The organism is Microbacterium sp. Leaf151 (genome assembly GCF_001424225.1).
Taxonomy (GTDB): domain Bacteria; phylum Actinomycetota; class Actinomycetes; order Actinomycetales; family Microbacteriaceae; genus Microbacterium.
The window spans coordinates 314,609-329,775 of sequence record NZ_LMOR01000003.1; the positions used below are offsets into that span (position 1 = coordinate 314,609).

12 protein-coding genes and 1 other RNA gene are annotated in these 15,167 nt (G+C 71.1%); 11 read left to right on the plus strand and 2 right to left on the minus strand.

The features are described from left to right. Window positions 1–46: 46 nt before the first annotated feature. The 3 genes from ASF76_RS09045 to ffs all read left to right on the plus strand — a co-directional run bounded on the left by ASF76_RS09045 (window position 47) and on the right by ffs (window position 2,428). The gene (locus ASF76_RS09045; protein ID WP_055956330.1) at window positions 47–1,546 is read left to right on the plus strand and encodes an APC family permease; all 1,500 of its coding nucleotides are present in this window, start codon (window positions 47–49) and stop codon (window positions 1,544–1,546) included. Then, window positions 1,539–2,243, plus strand: coding sequence for a helix-turn-helix domain-containing protein (locus tag ASF76_RS09050; RefSeq protein WP_055956333.1), 705 nt, complete (start codon window positions 1,539–1,541; stop codon window positions 2,241–2,243). The genes ASF76_RS09045 and ASF76_RS09050 overlap by 8 nt, the downstream gene beginning before the upstream one ends. 88 nt (window positions 2,244–2,331) lie before the next feature. Beyond that, window positions 2,332–2,428: signal recognition particle sRNA small type (ffs, locus tag ASF76_RS16730), an RNA gene on the plus strand. A gap of 26 nt (window positions 2,429–2,454) precedes the next feature. On the opposite strand, the gene ASF76_RS09055 is transcribed toward ffs, so the two are convergent. Next, entirely contained in the window at window positions 2,455–3,129 is a 675-nt protein-coding gene (locus ASF76_RS09055) for an NUDIX domain-containing protein (protein WP_055956336.1), read from the minus strand. A gap of 89 nt (window positions 3,130–3,218) precedes the next feature. Between ASF76_RS09055 and pta the strand changes: the two genes are divergently transcribed. Continuing rightward, window positions 3,219–5,408, plus strand: coding sequence for a phosphate acetyltransferase (pta, locus tag ASF76_RS09060; RefSeq protein WP_055956339.1), 2,190 nt, complete (start codon window positions 3,219–3,221; stop codon window positions 5,406–5,408). Then, on the plus strand, window positions 5,405–6,655 hold the full coding sequence (locus tag ASF76_RS09065) for an acetate/propionate family kinase (protein WP_055956342.1): 1,251 nt from the start codon (window positions 5,405–5,407) through the stop codon (window positions 6,653–6,655). The genes pta and ASF76_RS09065 overlap by 4 nt, the downstream gene beginning before the upstream one ends. Before the next feature lie 41 nt (window positions 6,656–6,696). Here ASF76_RS09065 and ASF76_RS09070 read toward each other — a convergent pair whose 3' ends face one another. Beyond that, window positions 6,697–7,446 (minus strand): GntR family transcriptional regulator, encoded by a 750-nt coding sequence (locus ASF76_RS09070; RefSeq protein ID WP_055956345.1) that lies wholly within the window; start codon window positions 7,444–7,446, stop codon window positions 6,697–6,699. Between the two features lie 170 nt (window positions 7,447–7,616). Here ASF76_RS09070 and ASF76_RS09075 point away from each other — a divergent pair, with 170 nt between their 5' ends. The 6 genes from ASF76_RS09075 (at window position 7,617) to ASF76_RS09100 (ending at window position 15,095) form a co-directional block, all read left to right on the plus strand. Continuing rightward, window positions 7,617–8,066 (plus strand): PTS sugar transporter subunit IIA, encoded by a 450-nt coding sequence (locus tag ASF76_RS09075; protein ID WP_055956348.1) that lies wholly within the window; start codon window positions 7,617–7,619, stop codon window positions 8,064–8,066. 32 nt (window positions 8,067–8,098) lie between these two features. Then, on the plus strand, window positions 8,099–9,676 hold the full coding sequence (locus ASF76_RS09080) for a PTS transporter subunit EIIC (RefSeq protein ID WP_055956351.1): 1,578 nt from the start codon (window positions 8,099–8,101) through the stop codon (window positions 9,674–9,676). Continuing rightward, on the plus strand, window positions 9,676–10,461 hold the full coding sequence (locus ASF76_RS09085) for a glucosamine-6-phosphate deaminase (RefSeq protein WP_055956353.1): 786 nt from the start codon (window positions 9,676–9,678) through the stop codon (window positions 10,459–10,461). The genes ASF76_RS09080 and ASF76_RS09085 overlap by 1 nt, the downstream gene beginning before the upstream one ends. Beyond that, complete coding sequence (locus tag ASF76_RS09090; protein ID WP_055956356.1) at window positions 10,461–11,618, plus strand: N-acetylglucosamine-6-phosphate deacetylase; 1,158 nt, start codon at window positions 10,461–10,463, stop codon at window positions 11,616–11,618. Before ASF76_RS09085 ends, ASF76_RS09090 begins: the two co-directional genes overlap by 1 nt. Before the next feature lie 83 nt (window positions 11,619–11,701). Then, window positions 11,702–12,436 (plus strand): HAD family hydrolase, encoded by a 735-nt coding sequence (locus ASF76_RS09095; RefSeq protein ID WP_055956359.1) that lies wholly within the window; start codon window positions 11,702–11,704, stop codon window positions 12,434–12,436. A 121-nt stretch (window positions 12,437–12,557) separates the two neighbouring features. Next, window positions 12,558–15,095 carry a glycoside hydrolase family 65 protein gene (locus ASF76_RS09100; RefSeq protein ID WP_055956361.1) on the plus strand — a complete coding sequence of 846 codons (2,538 nt, stop codon included), beginning with the start codon at window positions 12,558–12,560 and terminating at the stop codon, window positions 15,093–15,095. Window positions 15,096–15,167 lie beyond the last annotated feature (72 nt).

Sequence of the window (15,167 nt, forward strand, 5' to 3'; positions counted from 1 at the left end):
CCGCAACCGCCGCGGCGTACCGTCGGCTCATCCCGACGGAGATGACATGACCGCACTCTCCCGCGCCATCGCGCGGCCCGCTCCCGTCGCCGGCTTCGGCGAGCGCTCGCCGTTGCACGGCCTGGAGCGGCGGCGCATCGGGGTCCTCGACCTGGCGGCGCAGTCGGTGGCAGCCGTGGCTCCCGCGGCCGCCGCGACCACGGTGGTGCTGCTGGTGGCCGGGGTGGCACCGGGCATGACCGTGGCGGCCATCGTCGCCGCAGCGGTGCTGAGCCTGGGCGTCGCCCGCACTGTCGCGCAGTTCGCGAGACGGTTCGCCGCGGCCGGCGGGCTGTACACCTACACGGCCCGCGGCCTCGGAACCCGCGCGGGTCTGGCCGCCGGAGCCGCGATCGTCACGGGCTACGCGGCCGTGGCCATGTTTGCCCTGCTCGGCGGCGCCTACTACGGCACGTACTTGCTCGCCGGGCTCTGGCCCGCGCTCGATCGACCGCTCGTCGCGGCGGGTGCCGTCGTCGTCGAGACGGCGATCGTGGCGTTCGTGCTCGTCCGCGGCATCCATGTGTCGGCGCGCGTCGCTCTCGTCGTGGAGGTGCTGTCGGTGGCGCTCATCGTGGTTCTGCTCGGAGTCCTCCTGCTGTACGTCGGCCCGCTCGACGTCGGCTCGGTGCTCGCGATGCCCTCGACGGGCGGCGAGGCCGTCGCCCTCGCCGCCGGAGCGGTCGTCGCCGTCACCGCGTTCGTCGGGTTCGAGTCGGCCACGACGCTGGGGGTCGAGGCCGTCTCGCCGTTGCGCAACGTTCCGCGGGCGATCACGGGCACCGTCGTCATCTCGGGTGCGCTTTTCGTGCTCGCGGCCGTGACGCAGGTCGCGGGGTTCGATGCGCTGGGGGCTGACCTCGCCGCGTCCGCCTCGCCGCTGAACGACCTCGCCGCCGCCTACGGCCTGGGCGGGTGGGGGGTCATCGCCGACGTCGGCATCGCCGCGTCGTTCGTCGCGTGCGCCATCGGCTCCACCACCGCGCTCGTACGCGTGCTGTTCGCGCTGAGCCGCGACGGTGTGCTCCCGACGCGCTTCGGCGCCACGCACCGGCGCTTCGGGACGCCCGCGGCCGCCGTCTCTCTCGCCCTCCCGCTCATCGCGGCCGTGCCGCTGCTGCTGGTGGGCGGAGGTGTCGACATGCGTGACGCGATGCACGCGACACTGTCGGTCGGGGCCGCGGGCTACATCGTCGCCTACATCCTGGTGTGCGTGGCCGCCCCGGTGTTCCTGCGCCGGATCGGCGAGCTCACGCTTCTCCCGACGGTCGTAGCCGCCTTCTCGGCCGCGGCCCTCACGGCGGCCCTGATCGCGTTCTTCGTCGACGACACCGCGACCGGGGGCGTGGGCCTCGCCGTGGTCAGCGTGATCGCGGTGGTGTTCGGGGTGATCGTGATCGTGCTGCGGCGACGGCACGGGTCGGGATCGATCGGCGCGTACGACGAGCCGACCGCGTCCGAGGTCCTCGGGGGAGTGCCCTCGCCGAGGCCGTCGAGCGATGCGTGAGCGCACGGCGCCGGCGCTCAGCGCTCGCCAACCGGGCGCCGTGCACTCGGCGCTGTCGGTGCTGGAGGCCGTCGCGCACCTCGGGGCGGGCGTCACCGCGCAACGCCTGTCGGCCGAGCTGGGTCTGCCGCGCGCGACGACCTACCGGCTGCTGAACCTGCTGGTCGAAGACGAGTTCCTCGTGCGCACTCCGGATCTCGCGGGTTTCGCGCTGGGGGCCAAGGTCGCGCAGTTGGCCGCGGTGGCCGCTCCGCCCGTGCGCCTGTCGTCGGCCGCGCGGGCGGTGGTCGACAACGCCCGTCACCGTGTGCGCGGCGGAGTGCACGTCGTCCTCTTCGTCGACGGACGCATCGTGGTCATCGATGCCGACCCCGACTTCCCGCTGTCCGACCACGCCCGTCTCACGCGGGAGCCGGGGCGCTTCGCGCTCGGGCGCCTGATGCTGGTCGACGATCCCTCCGCCCAGGGTGCGGCCGCCGAGGCCGCCCGTGCGGATCTCGCGCGGTGGGGGGCGACGCGCCAGAGCGGCGAGCTGGCGGCGGTTTCCGGCTGTCTGGCGGTTCCCTTGCGTGACGACGCGGGTCGACTCGCGGGGGCGCTGGGCTTCTCGGGACCACGTCATCGCGTCGACGAGCCCGACACGGTGCTGGCGGCCCTGCGTCCGGCAGCCGACGCCCTCGCTCCGCTCGTGGTGTGACGGGCGTCCGCGCCCGGTACCCGACCCGCCCGGTGCTCTCCGCCCTATGCCGCGGGCGGGACGAGCGCCGCGGGTCGGGTAGGCTGTACTCGGCTCTCCGCGTGGCGGCATCCAGGCCAACTCCCCCAGGACGGAAACGTAGCAAGGGTAACCAGGCTCTACCGGGTGCGCGGAGGGTCTTTTTCTTTGCCCGCGGAGGGATGCCGAACCCTCAGCCCCGGGCGAAGGGCCCCTCGAGTACGGCCCACTGCAGCAGCATGATCGTCTTCGCGTCCTGGATCGAGCCGTTGCGAATCATCGTCAGCGCGTCGTCGATGTGATGTTCGATGATCTCGATCTCCTCGCCCTCTTCGACGAGGCCGCCGCGGTCGCCGCGTCGCGTGGAGCCGTCGTAGGCCGCAGCGAAGAAGTGCAGTCGCTCGGTCACCGACCCCGGACTCATGTAGACGTCGAAGACGTGTTGCACGTCGTCGACGCGCACACCGGTCTCCTCTTCGGCCTCGCGACGGATCGCCGTGACCGGGTCGTCGTCGTCGAGCAGCCCCGCGGCCGTCTCGATGAGCATGCCGTCGGGATGATCGTTCACGTAGACCGGATAGCGGAACTGCCGGGTGAGCAGCACGGTGCGCCGCGTGGGGTCGTAGAGGAGGACCGTCGCGCCGTTGCCCCGGTCGTAGGTCTCGCGCTTCTGGGTGACCCACTCCCCGTCGTCGCCGCGGTAACGGTACGTCGTGGCGCGCAGCACGTGCCAGCCGGCGGCCAGCAACTCGACGTCATCGACGATCACCCGTGGGTTGCGGTCGAGGTCGCGACCGGTCAGGTGCAGGCCGCTCCGGCCGCGGTGGTCGGGGACGGTGGTGCCGGGGAGGGGAGCCGAGGGGGTCACGCTCGCGAGCCTAGACGCGCGGCACCCCTGATCACTCGACGACGAAACAACCCCCGAGCGATGTCGGGCCCCCGCAATAGGCTGGGAACGTGACGCAGAGCATCTACATCACGTCGGCCGAAGGTCATTCGGGCAAGTCCTCCGTGGCGCTGGGCGTGCTCGACGCGCTCAGCCGCGTCACGCCGCGCGCGGGGGTGTTCCGGCCCATCGCGCGCTCCACCGCCGAGCGCGACTACGTGCTCGAGATGCTGCTCGACCACGACAGCGTCGACCTCGCCTACGACGACTGCGTCGGCGTCACCTACGACGATGTGCGCGACGACGCCGATGCTGCGCTCGCGCGCATCGTCGAGCGCTACAAGGCGGTCGAGGCGCAGTGCGACGCCGTCGTCGTCATCGGCAGCGACTACACCGACGTGGGCAGCCCCGCCGAGCTCGCGTACAACGCCCGCATCGCCGCCAACCTCGGTGCGCCGGTGCTGCTCGTGCTCGGAGGCCGCGCGCAGCAGGGACACAGCGAGACGCTGGGCCTGTCCGTGGCCCGCACCCCGCAGGAGGTCGGGCAGATCGCGTCGCTCGCCATCTCCGAGCTGCAGCACGAGCGCGCGGCGCTGTTCGCGGTCATCGCCAACCGCGCCGACGCCGATCGCCTCGACGAGGTGGTGGCATCCGTGCGTCACGTCGTCGACACCGCCGTGGTCGACTCCGCCGTCGCGGGCGGGTCCGCCGAGCGACGCAACGTGCCGGTCTGGGCGCTGCCCGAAGACCGCTTCCTCATCGCCCCCTCTATGCGCGGCGTGCTGCGCTCGGTCGAGGGCGAGCTGATCAAGGGCGATCCGGCGCTGCTCACCCGTGAAGTGCTGGGTGTCGTGGTCGCGGGCATGTCGATGGTCAACGTGCTGCCGCGTCTGAAGGAATCCGCGGTCGTCGTGATCCCCGCCGATCGCACCGAGGTGCTGCTGGCGGCCCTCCTCGCCAACGCGTCGGGCACCTTCCCCTCGCTCGCCGGCATCGTGCTCAACGGCGGGTTCGAGCTGCCCGACGCGATCGTGCGCCTCATCGACGGCCTCGGATCGCCCCTGCCGATCATCGCCACCGACCTCGGCACCTATGACACCGCCGTGCGCATCATGAACACCCGCGGGCGCCTCGCCGCCGACTCCCAGCACCGGTACGACACCGCCCTCGCGCTGTTCGAGCGCCACGTCGACACCGAGCAGCTCACCCGCGAGCTGGGCGTCGCGCGCCCGAGCGTGGTCACCCCGCTGATGTTCGAGTACGGCCTCGTCGACCGCGCCCGCACCGACAAGCGCCGCATCGTCCTCCCCGAGGGAAGCGATGACCGGGTGCTCCGCGCCGCCGCCACCGTGCTCGCGCGCGGCATCGCCGATCTGACCATCCTCGGTGAGCCGATCGAGGTGCGCGGGCGCGCGATCGAGCTCGGTATCGACATCCGTGACGCCGAGGTCCTCAGCCCCTTCGACGCCGTGTACGTCGAGAAGTTCGCCACCGAATACGCGCGGCTGCGCGCCCACAAGGGCGTCACCCACGCCCAGGCCGCCGACACGGTCACCGACGTGTCGTACTTCGGCACCCTCATGGTGCACCTGGGTCTCGCCGACGGCATGGTCTCGGGTGCGGCGCACACCACGGCCCACACCATCCGGCCGGCCTTCGAGATCATCAAGACCGCCCCGGGCGTCTCGGTCGTCTCGAGCGTCTTCCTGATGGCGCTCGCCGACCGTGTGCTCGTCTACGGCGACTGCGCCGTCATCCCCGACCCCACCAGCGAGCAGCTCGCCGACATCGCGGTGTCGTCGGCGGCGACGGCCGAGCAGTTCGGTATCGACCCCCGCGTGGCGATGCTGTCGTACTCGACGGGCGAGTCCGGCACGGGCGCCGACGTCGAGAAAGTGCGCAGCGCCACCGCTCTCGTGCGCGAACGGGCCCCCGAACTGCTGGTCGAAGGGCCCATCCAGTACGACGCGGCCGCCGACGCGGCCGTCGCACGGGCCAAGATGCCCGGCTCCGCGGTGGCCGGACGCGCGACGGTGTTCGTCTTCCCCGATCTGAACACCGGCAACAACACCTACAAGGCCGTGCAGCGCTCCGCGGGCGCGGTGGCCATCGGTCCTGTCCTGCAGGGCCTGAACAAGCCCATCAACGACCTTTCGCGCGGCGCGCTCGTCGACGACATCGTCAACACCATCGCGATCACGGCGATCCAGGCTCAGGGAAGCCCGGCCACCGAGGCTCCCGCAGAAAGGAGCGCGTCGTGAGCGTCGTCCTCGTCGTCAACAGCGGTTCGTCGTCGTTCAAGTACCAGCTGCTCGACATGGAGCACGAGCACGTGCTCGCATACGGGCTGGTCGAGCGCATCGGCGAACCCTCGACGGGCTCTGGGTCCGGGGGGACGGCGACGCACACCGTCAAGGCGGCTGCGCTGGCCGACGCCGACGGCCCCGCGCCGACCGTGACCGACGCCACGTACACGATCGAGCGCGAGATCCCCGACCACACCGCCGGGTTCGCCGTCATGCTCGAGGCCTTCGCCGCGCACGGCCCCTCTCTCGAGGAGCGGGCTCCCGTCGCCGTCGGGCACCGCGTCGTGCACGGCGGAGCGCGCTTCTTCGAGCCCACCGTCGTCACCCCGCTCGTCGAGATCAACATCGACGAGCTTTCGGTGCTCGCACCGCTTCACAACCCGGCCAACCTGGCCGGCATCGTCGCGGCCAGGAAGGCGTTCCCCGACGTCCCCCACGTCGCGGTCTTCGACACCGCGTTCCATCAGTCGCTCGCGCCCGAGGCCTATACGTACGCCATCGACCGCGAGGTCGCCGAAGCCCATCGCATCCGTCGCTACGGCTTCCACGGCACGAGTCACAAGTTCGTCAGCGAGGCCGCTGCCGCCTTCGTGGGGCGGCCGCTGGGCGAGCTCAAGCAGATCGTCTTCCATCTCGGCAACGGCGCATCGGTCGCCGCGATCGAGGGGGGCCGATCCGTCGACACGTCGATGGGCCTCACCCCGCTCGAGGGCCTCGTGATGGGCACCCGCTCGGGCGACCTCGACCCGGCGGTGCTCCTGCAGCTGGCGCGTCGCGCCGACATGTCGACCGCCGATCTCGACACCCTCCTCAACAAGCGTTCGGGCCTGCTGGGCCTCGCCGGGGTGTCCGACATGCGCGACATCGGGGAGCGACGCGACGCCGGCGACCCGGCCGCCCAGCTCGCCTTCGATGTCTACATCCACCGCCTCCGTGCCTACGCGGGCGCCTATCTGGCTCAGCTCGACGGTGTCGACGTCATCTCGTTCACGGCCGGGGTGGGCGAGAACGCGGCCGCCGTGCGGGCTGAGGCGATGGCCACGCTCGGATTCGCCGGCGTCGAGATCGATCCCGAGCGCAACGCCCGCCGCGAGCGCGGCATCCGTCGCATCTCCACCGACGCCTCGCGCGTCGAGGTCCTCGTGGTGCCCACCGATGAAGAACTCGAGATCGCCCGGCAGACGCTGTCGGTCACGGCCTGACGCCGGACCAGCCCGACGATCGATCCGGCCGGTGGCGGCCGTCAGACGCCGGCCAGCGCCATATGCACTTGGTAGCGGTCGCCGCGGTACCACGACGTGACGTGTTCGACGGGGATGCGGCTCGCGCGCGACGTGCGCCGGAACACCAGCACCGCCGACCCCGGGACGACGTCGAGCGAGGTGGCGGTGTCGCCGCTGACGGTCTCCGCCCACACCGTCTGCTCGGCGGCGTCGATGCGCACGCCGTATCGCTCCGCGAGCACGCCGTAGAGCGATCCGCTCAGCTCCCGTTCGCCGAGGTCCGGTGCGACGCGAGGCGAGTACCAGCCGAGTTCGAGAGCCATCGGGATGCCGTTGGCCAGACGCAGGCGCTCGATGCACCAGGCCGTCTCGCCGTCGTTCAGCGCAAGAGCTGCGCGAACGTCGAGCGGCGGCACGGCTGATTCGATGTGCCGCACGAGCGTCGTCGCCACCATGCCGCGGCGGCGCATGTCTTCGGTGAAAGAGGCGAGGTGCAGGTGCGACTGCACACGTTCGCCCGCGACGAAGGTGCCCTTCCCCTGCACGGTGTAGAGCTTCTGCTCCTCGATGAGCTGACGCAGCGCCTCGCGGACGGTCGCGCGGCTGACGCCGTGTCGGGCCGAGAGCTCTCGCTCCGATGGGATGACCGCGTGCGCGGGCCACGTGGTGCCGATGTCCGAGAGGAGGATGGCTCGCAGCTGGGCGTGCTTGGGGACGGGTCCGGGCGTGACGGCGGCGGTCGGGGCGTCGGCCTCGCGGAGACGGGTCATGACGACGTCGGCTTTCGGTGTTGACACGGTCAGCTCCGGCGACTACTTTCACTGGTACGTACCAGTACGACCCAGTGAGCAGACCATGGGGCGGGCAAGTGTTTCACCTCCCAGCCTATGCGCGTTCGGTGGTGCGTACCGCTGACCCGCCGTCTCATCGAGGAGTGCCCATGCCCGACATCCTGTCCCCGCTCGTGGGAACCGTCCTTCCGTTGTCGGCCGTTCCCGACCCGCTCTTCGCGCAGGGCGCGATGGGGCCCGGTGTCGCGATCGACCCGCCGGCCGACGTGGTCGATGCGGTCGCCCCCATCGACGGCACCCTCCTGCAGGTGTTCCCGCACGCCTTCGTCGTCGTCGCCGACGACGGACTCGCCGTCCTCGTGCACCTGGGCCTCGACACCGTCCAGCTTCAGGGGCAGGGCTTCACGGCCTTCGCGGCCAAGGGCGACCGCGTGAGCGCGGGCACCCCGGTCATCGCCTACGACGTCCCCGCCATCCGCGCCGCGGGGCTCTCCAGCGTGGTCTCCGTCGTGGTGCTCGAGCGCTCGGCTGACGAGGTCACGGTCGTAGGCGCCGAGGGCGCCGACGTCCTGCCCGGCGCCCGGCTCCTGTCCGTCTGATCCACTCCTTCACCGTCGAGAGAGAACCCTCCATGACCGCTACCGCCCCCGTCGCCCGCCGCCGCGGCATCCCTGGATTCGCCCAGATGCAGCGCCTCGGCAAGAGCCTGATGCTGCCCATCGCCGTGTTGCCCGCGGCCGGCATCCTGCTCCGACTCGGCCAACCCGACCTGCTCGGTCGGATCGACCTGCCGGTCATCGGCCCGTTCTTCCAGGCTATGAGCGCCGCGGGAGGCGCACTCTTCGACAACCTGGGGCTGCTGTTCGCGGTCGGTGTCGCCATCGGCTTCGCCAAGAAGGCCGACGGCTCCACCGCGCTCTCGGCCGTGGTCGGATACCTCGTGCTGGCGAATGTCTTCACGGTGATGTCGCCGGTCGTGCTCGCGGGTCAGACGACGGCGGCCGGCGACCAGGTGCAGATCAACTACAGCGTCTTCGGCGGCATCGTCATCGGTCTGCTCACCGCGTGGCTGTTCGACCGGTACCACACCATCGAACTGCCCTCATATCTCGGCTTCTTCGGCGGACGCCGGTTCGTTCCCATCGTCGTCTCGCTTGCGAGCCTCGTCGTCGCATTCGGGCTGAGCTACTTCTACCCGATCTTCAGCACCGGGCTCTCGGGCCTGGGAGCGTTCATCGGCGGCACCGGCGCGATCGGGGCCTTCGTCTACGGCTTCGCCAACCGCATGCTGATCCCGGTGGGTCTGCATCACATCCTCAACTCCTACGTCTGGTTCCTGCAGGGGTCGTACGCCGAGAGCGACGGCAGCGTCGTCACGGGGGAGCTCACGCGCTTCGCCGCGGGGGATCCCACCGCCGGGGCGCTCACCGCGGGGTTCTATCCCGTGCTCATGTTCGGTCTTCCGGCCGCGGCGCTCGCGATGATCCACCTCGCCAACCCCTCGCAGCGGAAGGCGGCCATCGGCATCCTGGGCGCGGCGGGCCTGACGGCCTTCCTCACCGGCGTCACGGAGCCGCTCGAGTTCGCCTTCATGTTCGCCGCATTCCCGCTGTACGTCGTCCACGCGCTGCTCACGGGCATCTCGCTCGCGGTGGCCTACTTGCTCGACATCCACCTCGGCTTCTCGTTCTCGGCGGGCCTGTTCGACCTGCTCCTCTACGGCACCGCCCCTGCGGCCGACAACGTCTGGCTCCTGGTGGTCATGGGCGTGGTCTACTTCGCCGTCTACTACCTGCTGTTCCGCTTCGTCATCAAGAAGTGGAACCTGCGTACCCCCGGTCGTGAGGACCTCTCCGCCCCGACGGGGGATGCTCCCGCGGTGGACGCCGACACCACCGGCTCCGTGGCGGGCGCATCGCAGCCGGTCACGGCATCCGCCCCCGAGACGCGCGCCGCATCGGCCGCGGCGGGCGCGGAGCCGTCGACGACGGAGCAGCTGATCGCCGCGTTCGGCGGCCGCGACAACCTCGTGCACGTCGACGCGTGCATCACGCGACTGCGCATGGAGGTCGCCGACCGCGCCCTCGTCGACCATGCGCGTCTCAAGCAGCTCGGTGCCGCCGGCGTGCTGGAGGTGGGCGACAACGTCCAGGCCGTATTCGGCCCCCGCGCGGAGGCGCTGAAGAACGACATCCTCGAGGCGCTCTGATGGAGGTCGTCGTCGTCGAGACCCCCGAAGAGGCGGCGCGCGTCGTCGCCGACGCCTACACCGCCCTCCTCGAGCGGACGCCCACGGCGGTGCTGGGCCTGGCCACCGGCTCGACCCCGCTGCCGATCTACCGCGAGCTCGCGCGCCGTCACCGCGAGGAGGGGCTCAGCTTCGCCGAGGCGCGGGCGTTCCTGCTCGACGAATACGTGGGCCTGCCCCCCGGGCACCACGAGAGGTACCGCGAGTTCATCCGCGCCGAACTCGAGCAGCATGTCGACTTCGCACTCGGAGCGATCGTCGGACCGGGGGATCTCGATGCCGCCCCCCTCGACGCGGGGCCGGTGTACGAACGGATGATCCGGGATGCCGGGGGCATCGACCTGCAGATCCTCGGCATCGGATCCGACGGGCACCTCGCCTTCAACATGCCGATGTCGAGCCTGGCCAGCCGCACCCGCGTGAAGACCCTCACCACGCGCACCCGACAGGACAACGCGCGCTTCTTCGGCGGCGATATCGGGCAGGTCCCCACCCACTGCCTCACACAGGGGCTGGCCACGATCCTCGACAGCCGCCACGCCGTCATGCTCGGCTTCGGCCGCGCCAAGGCGCAGGCGGTTCGCGAGGCCGTCGAGGGTCCGCTGTCGTCGCGGTGGCCGGCGTCGGTGCTGCAGCTCCACCCGCACGCGACCGTCGTGGTCGATGAGGATGCCGCCGGCCAGCTCGCCTTCGTCGATTACTACAGCACGACCTACGCCGGCAAGCCGGTGGGACAGGGGCTGTGATGCGCCTGCGGGCCGCTCGCGCCCTGATCGGCGGAGCGTTCGTGGGTCCCGTCGTCATCGAGGTCGCCGCCGGACGCATAGACCGCATCCGCCCCGCGACCGGGGACGAGAGCGTCGATCACGACGTCGTCGACGGGGTCGTGACGGCGGGCCTGCTCGACCTCCAGGTCAACGGCTCGTTCGGCGTCGATGTCGCGGGAGCCGACGAGTCCGGTTGGCAGACGCTCTTGACGGGTCTGGCCGCGCGCGGCGTGACCGGCATCGAGCCCACCGTCATCACCGCACCCCTGCCCGAGACCGTCACCGCCCTCGAGCGCGTGGGACGGGCGCGCGACGCCTTCGCCGACGAGCCCGTCGCCAGGATCCTCGGTACGCACCTCGAGGGGCCGTTCCTCTCGCCCGCGCGCAAGGGCGCTCACCGTGCCGAGTGCATGCTCATGCCCGAGCGATCGCACCTCGACACCCTGCTCGAACGCCCGGCGGCGCGCGACGCGCTACGCACGGTGACCCTTGCGCCGGAGCTGCCCGGCGCCCTCGCCGCCATTCGCCGTCTGACCGGCGAGGGGTACATCGTCGCGGTCGGCCACAGCGACGCCACCGCCGCGCAGGTGCACGCGGCGGGCGACGCGGGTGCCACCATGACCACGCACGTGTTCAACGCGCAGCGGCCGCTGAAGCCCCGCGAACCGGGCGTCCCCGGAGCCGTGCTGACGGACGACCGCTTCTTCGTGGGCACGATCATCGACGGGCAGCACCTCGAACCCCGCGTCGTCTCGCTCGTGCTCGCCGCGGCCGGTCGGCGTACCGTCGGCGTCACCGATGCGATCGCCACGGCGGGCCTCGACGCCGGCCAGTGGCTCGACTTCGGCGGGCAGCCGGTGGCCAACGACGAACACGGCCTGGGTCGTCGTCGCGACGGGACGATCGCCGGGGCCGGCATCGTCCTCGACGAGGGCGTGCGTCGCATGATCGGAGCCGGAATCGACCCCGCCGTCGTGCTGGCCGCCTGCACCGAGAACGCCGCGCGCTCGCTCGGGCGCTCCGACATCGGCCACGTCGCCGAGGGCGCGGTCGCCGACCTCGTGCAGTGGGATGCCGGATGGCATCCGTCGCAGGTCTGGATCGGCGGACGCGCGTTGTCGGTGCCGACCCGCTGACGCCCGGGCGCCGCACCCGCCAGTACGCTGGGGAGGCGGCGCTCCGGGCGCCCGCGCCACCGCACCCCGATCTGGAGCCCGCCGTGACCGACAGCCGCGACCTGCCCGACCTCACGACCTTCGAAGGCGTCCTGTTCGATCTCGACGGGGTGCTCACCCCCACCGCCGAGGTGCACATGCGGGCGTGGAAAGAAATGTTCGACGAGCTCTTCACCGCGTGGCGGATCGAGCCGGCGTACACCGATCGCGACTACTTCGAGTACGTCGACGGCAAGAAGCGCTACGACGGCGTCGCCTCGCTCCTGCGCAGCCGCGACGTCGAGGTGCCCTGGGGAGACCCCTCCGACGACCCGTCCGAAGACACCGTCTGCGGCGTCGGCAACCGCAAGAACGTGGTTTTCTCGCGCATCCTGCGCAGCGAGGGCATCCAGCCCTACCCGGGCTCGATCGCCCTGCTCGACGTGCTGCAAGCCGCGGGCACGCCGATCGCCGTCGTCTCCAGTTCCAAGAACGCCGTCGAGGTGCTCGAGGCCGCCGGCATCCGCGACCGGTTCCCCGTCGTCATGGACGGCGTGGTCGCCGAGCGCGACCACCTGGCATCCAAGCCCGCCCCCGACGTGTTCGCCGAGGCCGCCCGCATGCTGGGCGTCGACCCGGCCCGCTCGGCCGCCGTCGAAGACGCCCTGAGCGGGGTGCGCTCCGCCGCGGCGGCCGGCTACGTCGTCGTGGTCGGCGTCGATCGAGGTGTCGGTGCCGACGACCTGGCCGCCGCCGGTGCGACGGTGGTCGTCGACGACCTCGCCGCGTTCGTAGACTGAGCCGTCGCCTGCACGCGACACCCCCTCGCCGTCCCCGAGCGGCGAACCCGAGCTCCACCCGCACGAGCGGCATGCCGCCGTCTCGCGCCGACTCAGAACCGGCCACCGGAAGGCACCCCCGATGATCGATCGCGATCGCTTCCCCGTCGACGAGTGGCGCCTCGTCGAAACGCAGTTCTCGCTCGACGACGTGGGGGTCACCGAAACCCTCTTCGCCGTCGGCAACGGCTATCTCGGCCTGCGCGGCAACTCGATCGAGGGCCGGTTCGCCCTCGAGCAGGGCACCTACATCAACGGGTTCCACGAGACGTTCCCCATCCGCCACGCCGAGCAGGCCTACGGCTTCGCCGAGGTCGGCCAGACCATCATCAACGCGCCCGACGCCAAGGTTCTGCGCGTCTACGTCGACGACGAGCCGCTCTCGCTCGACGTCGCCGACGTCCGCGAGTACGAGCGCGTGCTCGACATGCGCCAGGGGATCCTGCGCCGGAGCCTGCTGTGGGTCACCCCCTCGGGCAAGCGCGTGCGCATCGAAGACGAGCGCTTCGTCTCGTACGACGAGAAGCACCTCGCCGTGCTGCGGCTCACCGTGACCGTGCTCGACGCCGACGCGCCCGTCACCGTCAGCAGCCAGCTGCTCAACCGGCAAGACGGCGAGGGCATCTACGGCGGCTCGCCGATGGCGTCCCGGAAGGCCGGATTCGACCCGCGAAAGACCGAGAAGCTCAGCGATCGGGTGCTGCAGCCGCGCGAGTACTGGCAGGACGGCGATCGCTCGGCCCTGAGCTACGAGGTCAGCGAGTCGAACATGACGCTCGCGGTCATCGCCGACCACCTCATCGACACGCAGAACGAGTACACCGCGCGGCGACTCATCGAGCCCGACATCGCCAAGAACGTCTACCGCGTGCAGGCGCGCGCGGGCGTCCCCACCACGATCACCAAGCTGGTCAGCTACCACACGTCGCGGGGCGTCCCCACGGGCGAACTGCTCGATCGGTGCCGCCGCACGCTCGACCGTGCGGTCGAGACGGGCATCGAGGGCCTGTTCGCCCAGCAGATCGACTGGTACGCCGACTTCTGGGAGCGCTCCGACGTGCGCATCGGCGGACACGGCGATCTGCAGCAGGCCACGCGCTGGTGCCTGTTCCAGCTCGCGCAGGCGGCGGCCCGCGCCGACGGCCAGGGCGTTCCCGCGAAGGGCGTGACCGGGTCGGGATACAGCGGGCACTACTTCTGGGACACCGAGGTGTACGTGCTGCCGTTCCTGGCGTACACGTCGCCCCTCTGGGCACGCAACGCCCTGCGCATGCGCTATCTGATGCTGCCCGCGGCGCGCAAGCGCGCTCACCAGCTCAACGAGGCCGGGGCGCTCTTCCCCTGGCGCACGATCAACGGCGAAGAGGCATCGGCTTACTACGCCGCCGGCACCGCGCAGTACCACATCAACGCAGACGTCGCCTTCGCCCTGGCGAAGTACGTGCGAGCCACGGGCGACGAGGAGTTCCTCGCCCGCGAGGGCGTGGACATCGCCGTCGACACCGCGCGCCTGTGGTCGACGCTGGGCTTCTGGCGCTCGAGCGACGCGGCCGACGACGGCGAGCACGATTCGTTCCACATCCACGGCGTGACGGGTCCCGACGAGTACACGACCGTCGTCAACGACAACCTCTTCACCAACGTGATGGCGCGCTTCAACCTGCGCTTCGCCGCCCGCACGGTCCGCTACCTCGCCGACAACGACCCCGACGCGTACGCGAACATGGCCGAGCGCATGAACCTCGACCCTTCCGAACCCGAACGCTGGGAGCGCGCCGCCGAGGCGATGCACATCCCCTTCAGCGAGGCCCTCGGCATCCACCCCCAAGACGCCGTGTTCCTCGAGCGCGAGATCTGGGACCTCGAGAACACCCCTCCCGACCAGCGCCCCCTGCTGCTGCACTTCCACCCGCTGGTCATCTACCGCTACCAGGTGCTCAAGCAGGCCGACGTGGTCCTTGCTCTGTTCCTGCAGGGCAATCACTTCACGGATGCCGAGAAACTCGCGGACTTCGAGTACTACGACCCGCTGACCACCGGTGACTCGACGCTGTCGGCGGTCGTGCAGTCGATCCTGGCCGCCGAGGTGGGCTACCAGGACCTGGCGCTGGAGTACTTCCGTCAGGCCGCGTTCGTCGACCTCGGCGACCTGCACCACAACGCCTCCGACGGCGTGCACGTCGCGTCGGCCGGCGGTGTGTGGACGGCGCTCGTCAGCGGCTTCGGCGGCATGCGCGACCACTTCGGACGGCTCACGTTCGATCCGCGCCTCCCCGCCGACTGGCCCGAGCTGTCGTACGTGCTGCACTGGCACGGGACGCGGCTCAACGTCACCCTCACGACGAACGCGCTCACGCTGCGTGCGGGGGAGGAAGGCGCGCCCGTCGCGTTCGCGGTGCGCGGTGTCGACTACACCGTCGCTCCCGGAGAGACGGTGCGCGTGGCGCTGCACGGGCAGGGTCCGGTGCGTCCGGGCCGCCCCTCGATCCGTCAGCTCGAGGGCTCGGTGCGCGAGGACGGCACGCTGCTGTCGGCGTCGGTGCCCATCGTCACGGCGACGATCCCGGTCGTGAACGACGACGACGGCCCCATCGCGGTCGGCCTCGACGGGGGGTTCTGACCCGCGCACGCGGCGGCTCCCTGTGCGGGGGTCGCCGCGTGCGGCGTTTCCGGGCCGCGGATTCGGCCTGGC

Excerpts from the sequence above, each read along its gene's own strand:
- ASF76_RS09045 (WP_055956330.1), top strand. The coding sequence starts at position 47 with ATGACCGCACTCTCCCGCGCCATCGCGCGGCCCGCTCCCGTCGCCGGC.
- ASF76_RS09050 (WP_055956333.1), top strand. The coding sequence starts at position 1,539 with ATGCGTGAGCGCACGGCGCCGGCGCTCAGCGCTCGCCAACCGGGCGCC.
- ASF76_RS09070 (WP_055956345.1), bottom strand. The coding sequence starts at position 7,446 with ATGACCCGTCTCCGCGAGGCCGACGCCCCGACCGCCGCCGTCACGCCC.
- ASF76_RS09075 (WP_055956348.1), top strand. The coding sequence starts at position 7,617 with ATGCCCGACATCCTGTCCCCGCTCGTGGGAACCGTCCTTCCGTTGTCG.
- ASF76_RS09080 (WP_055956351.1), top strand. The coding sequence starts at position 8,099 with ATGACCGCTACCGCCCCCGTCGCCCGCCGCCGCGGCATCCCTGGATTC.
- ASF76_RS09085 (WP_055956353.1), top strand. The coding sequence starts at position 9,676 with ATGGAGGTCGTCGTCGTCGAGACCCCCGAAGAGGCGGCGCGCGTCGTC.
- ASF76_RS09090 (WP_055956356.1), top strand. The coding sequence starts at position 10,461 with ATGCGCCTGCGGGCCGCTCGCGCCCTGATCGGCGGAGCGTTCGTGGGT.
- ASF76_RS09100 (WP_055956361.1), top strand. The coding sequence starts at position 12,558 with ATGATCGATCGCGATCGCTTCCCCGTCGACGAGTGGCGCCTCGTCGAA.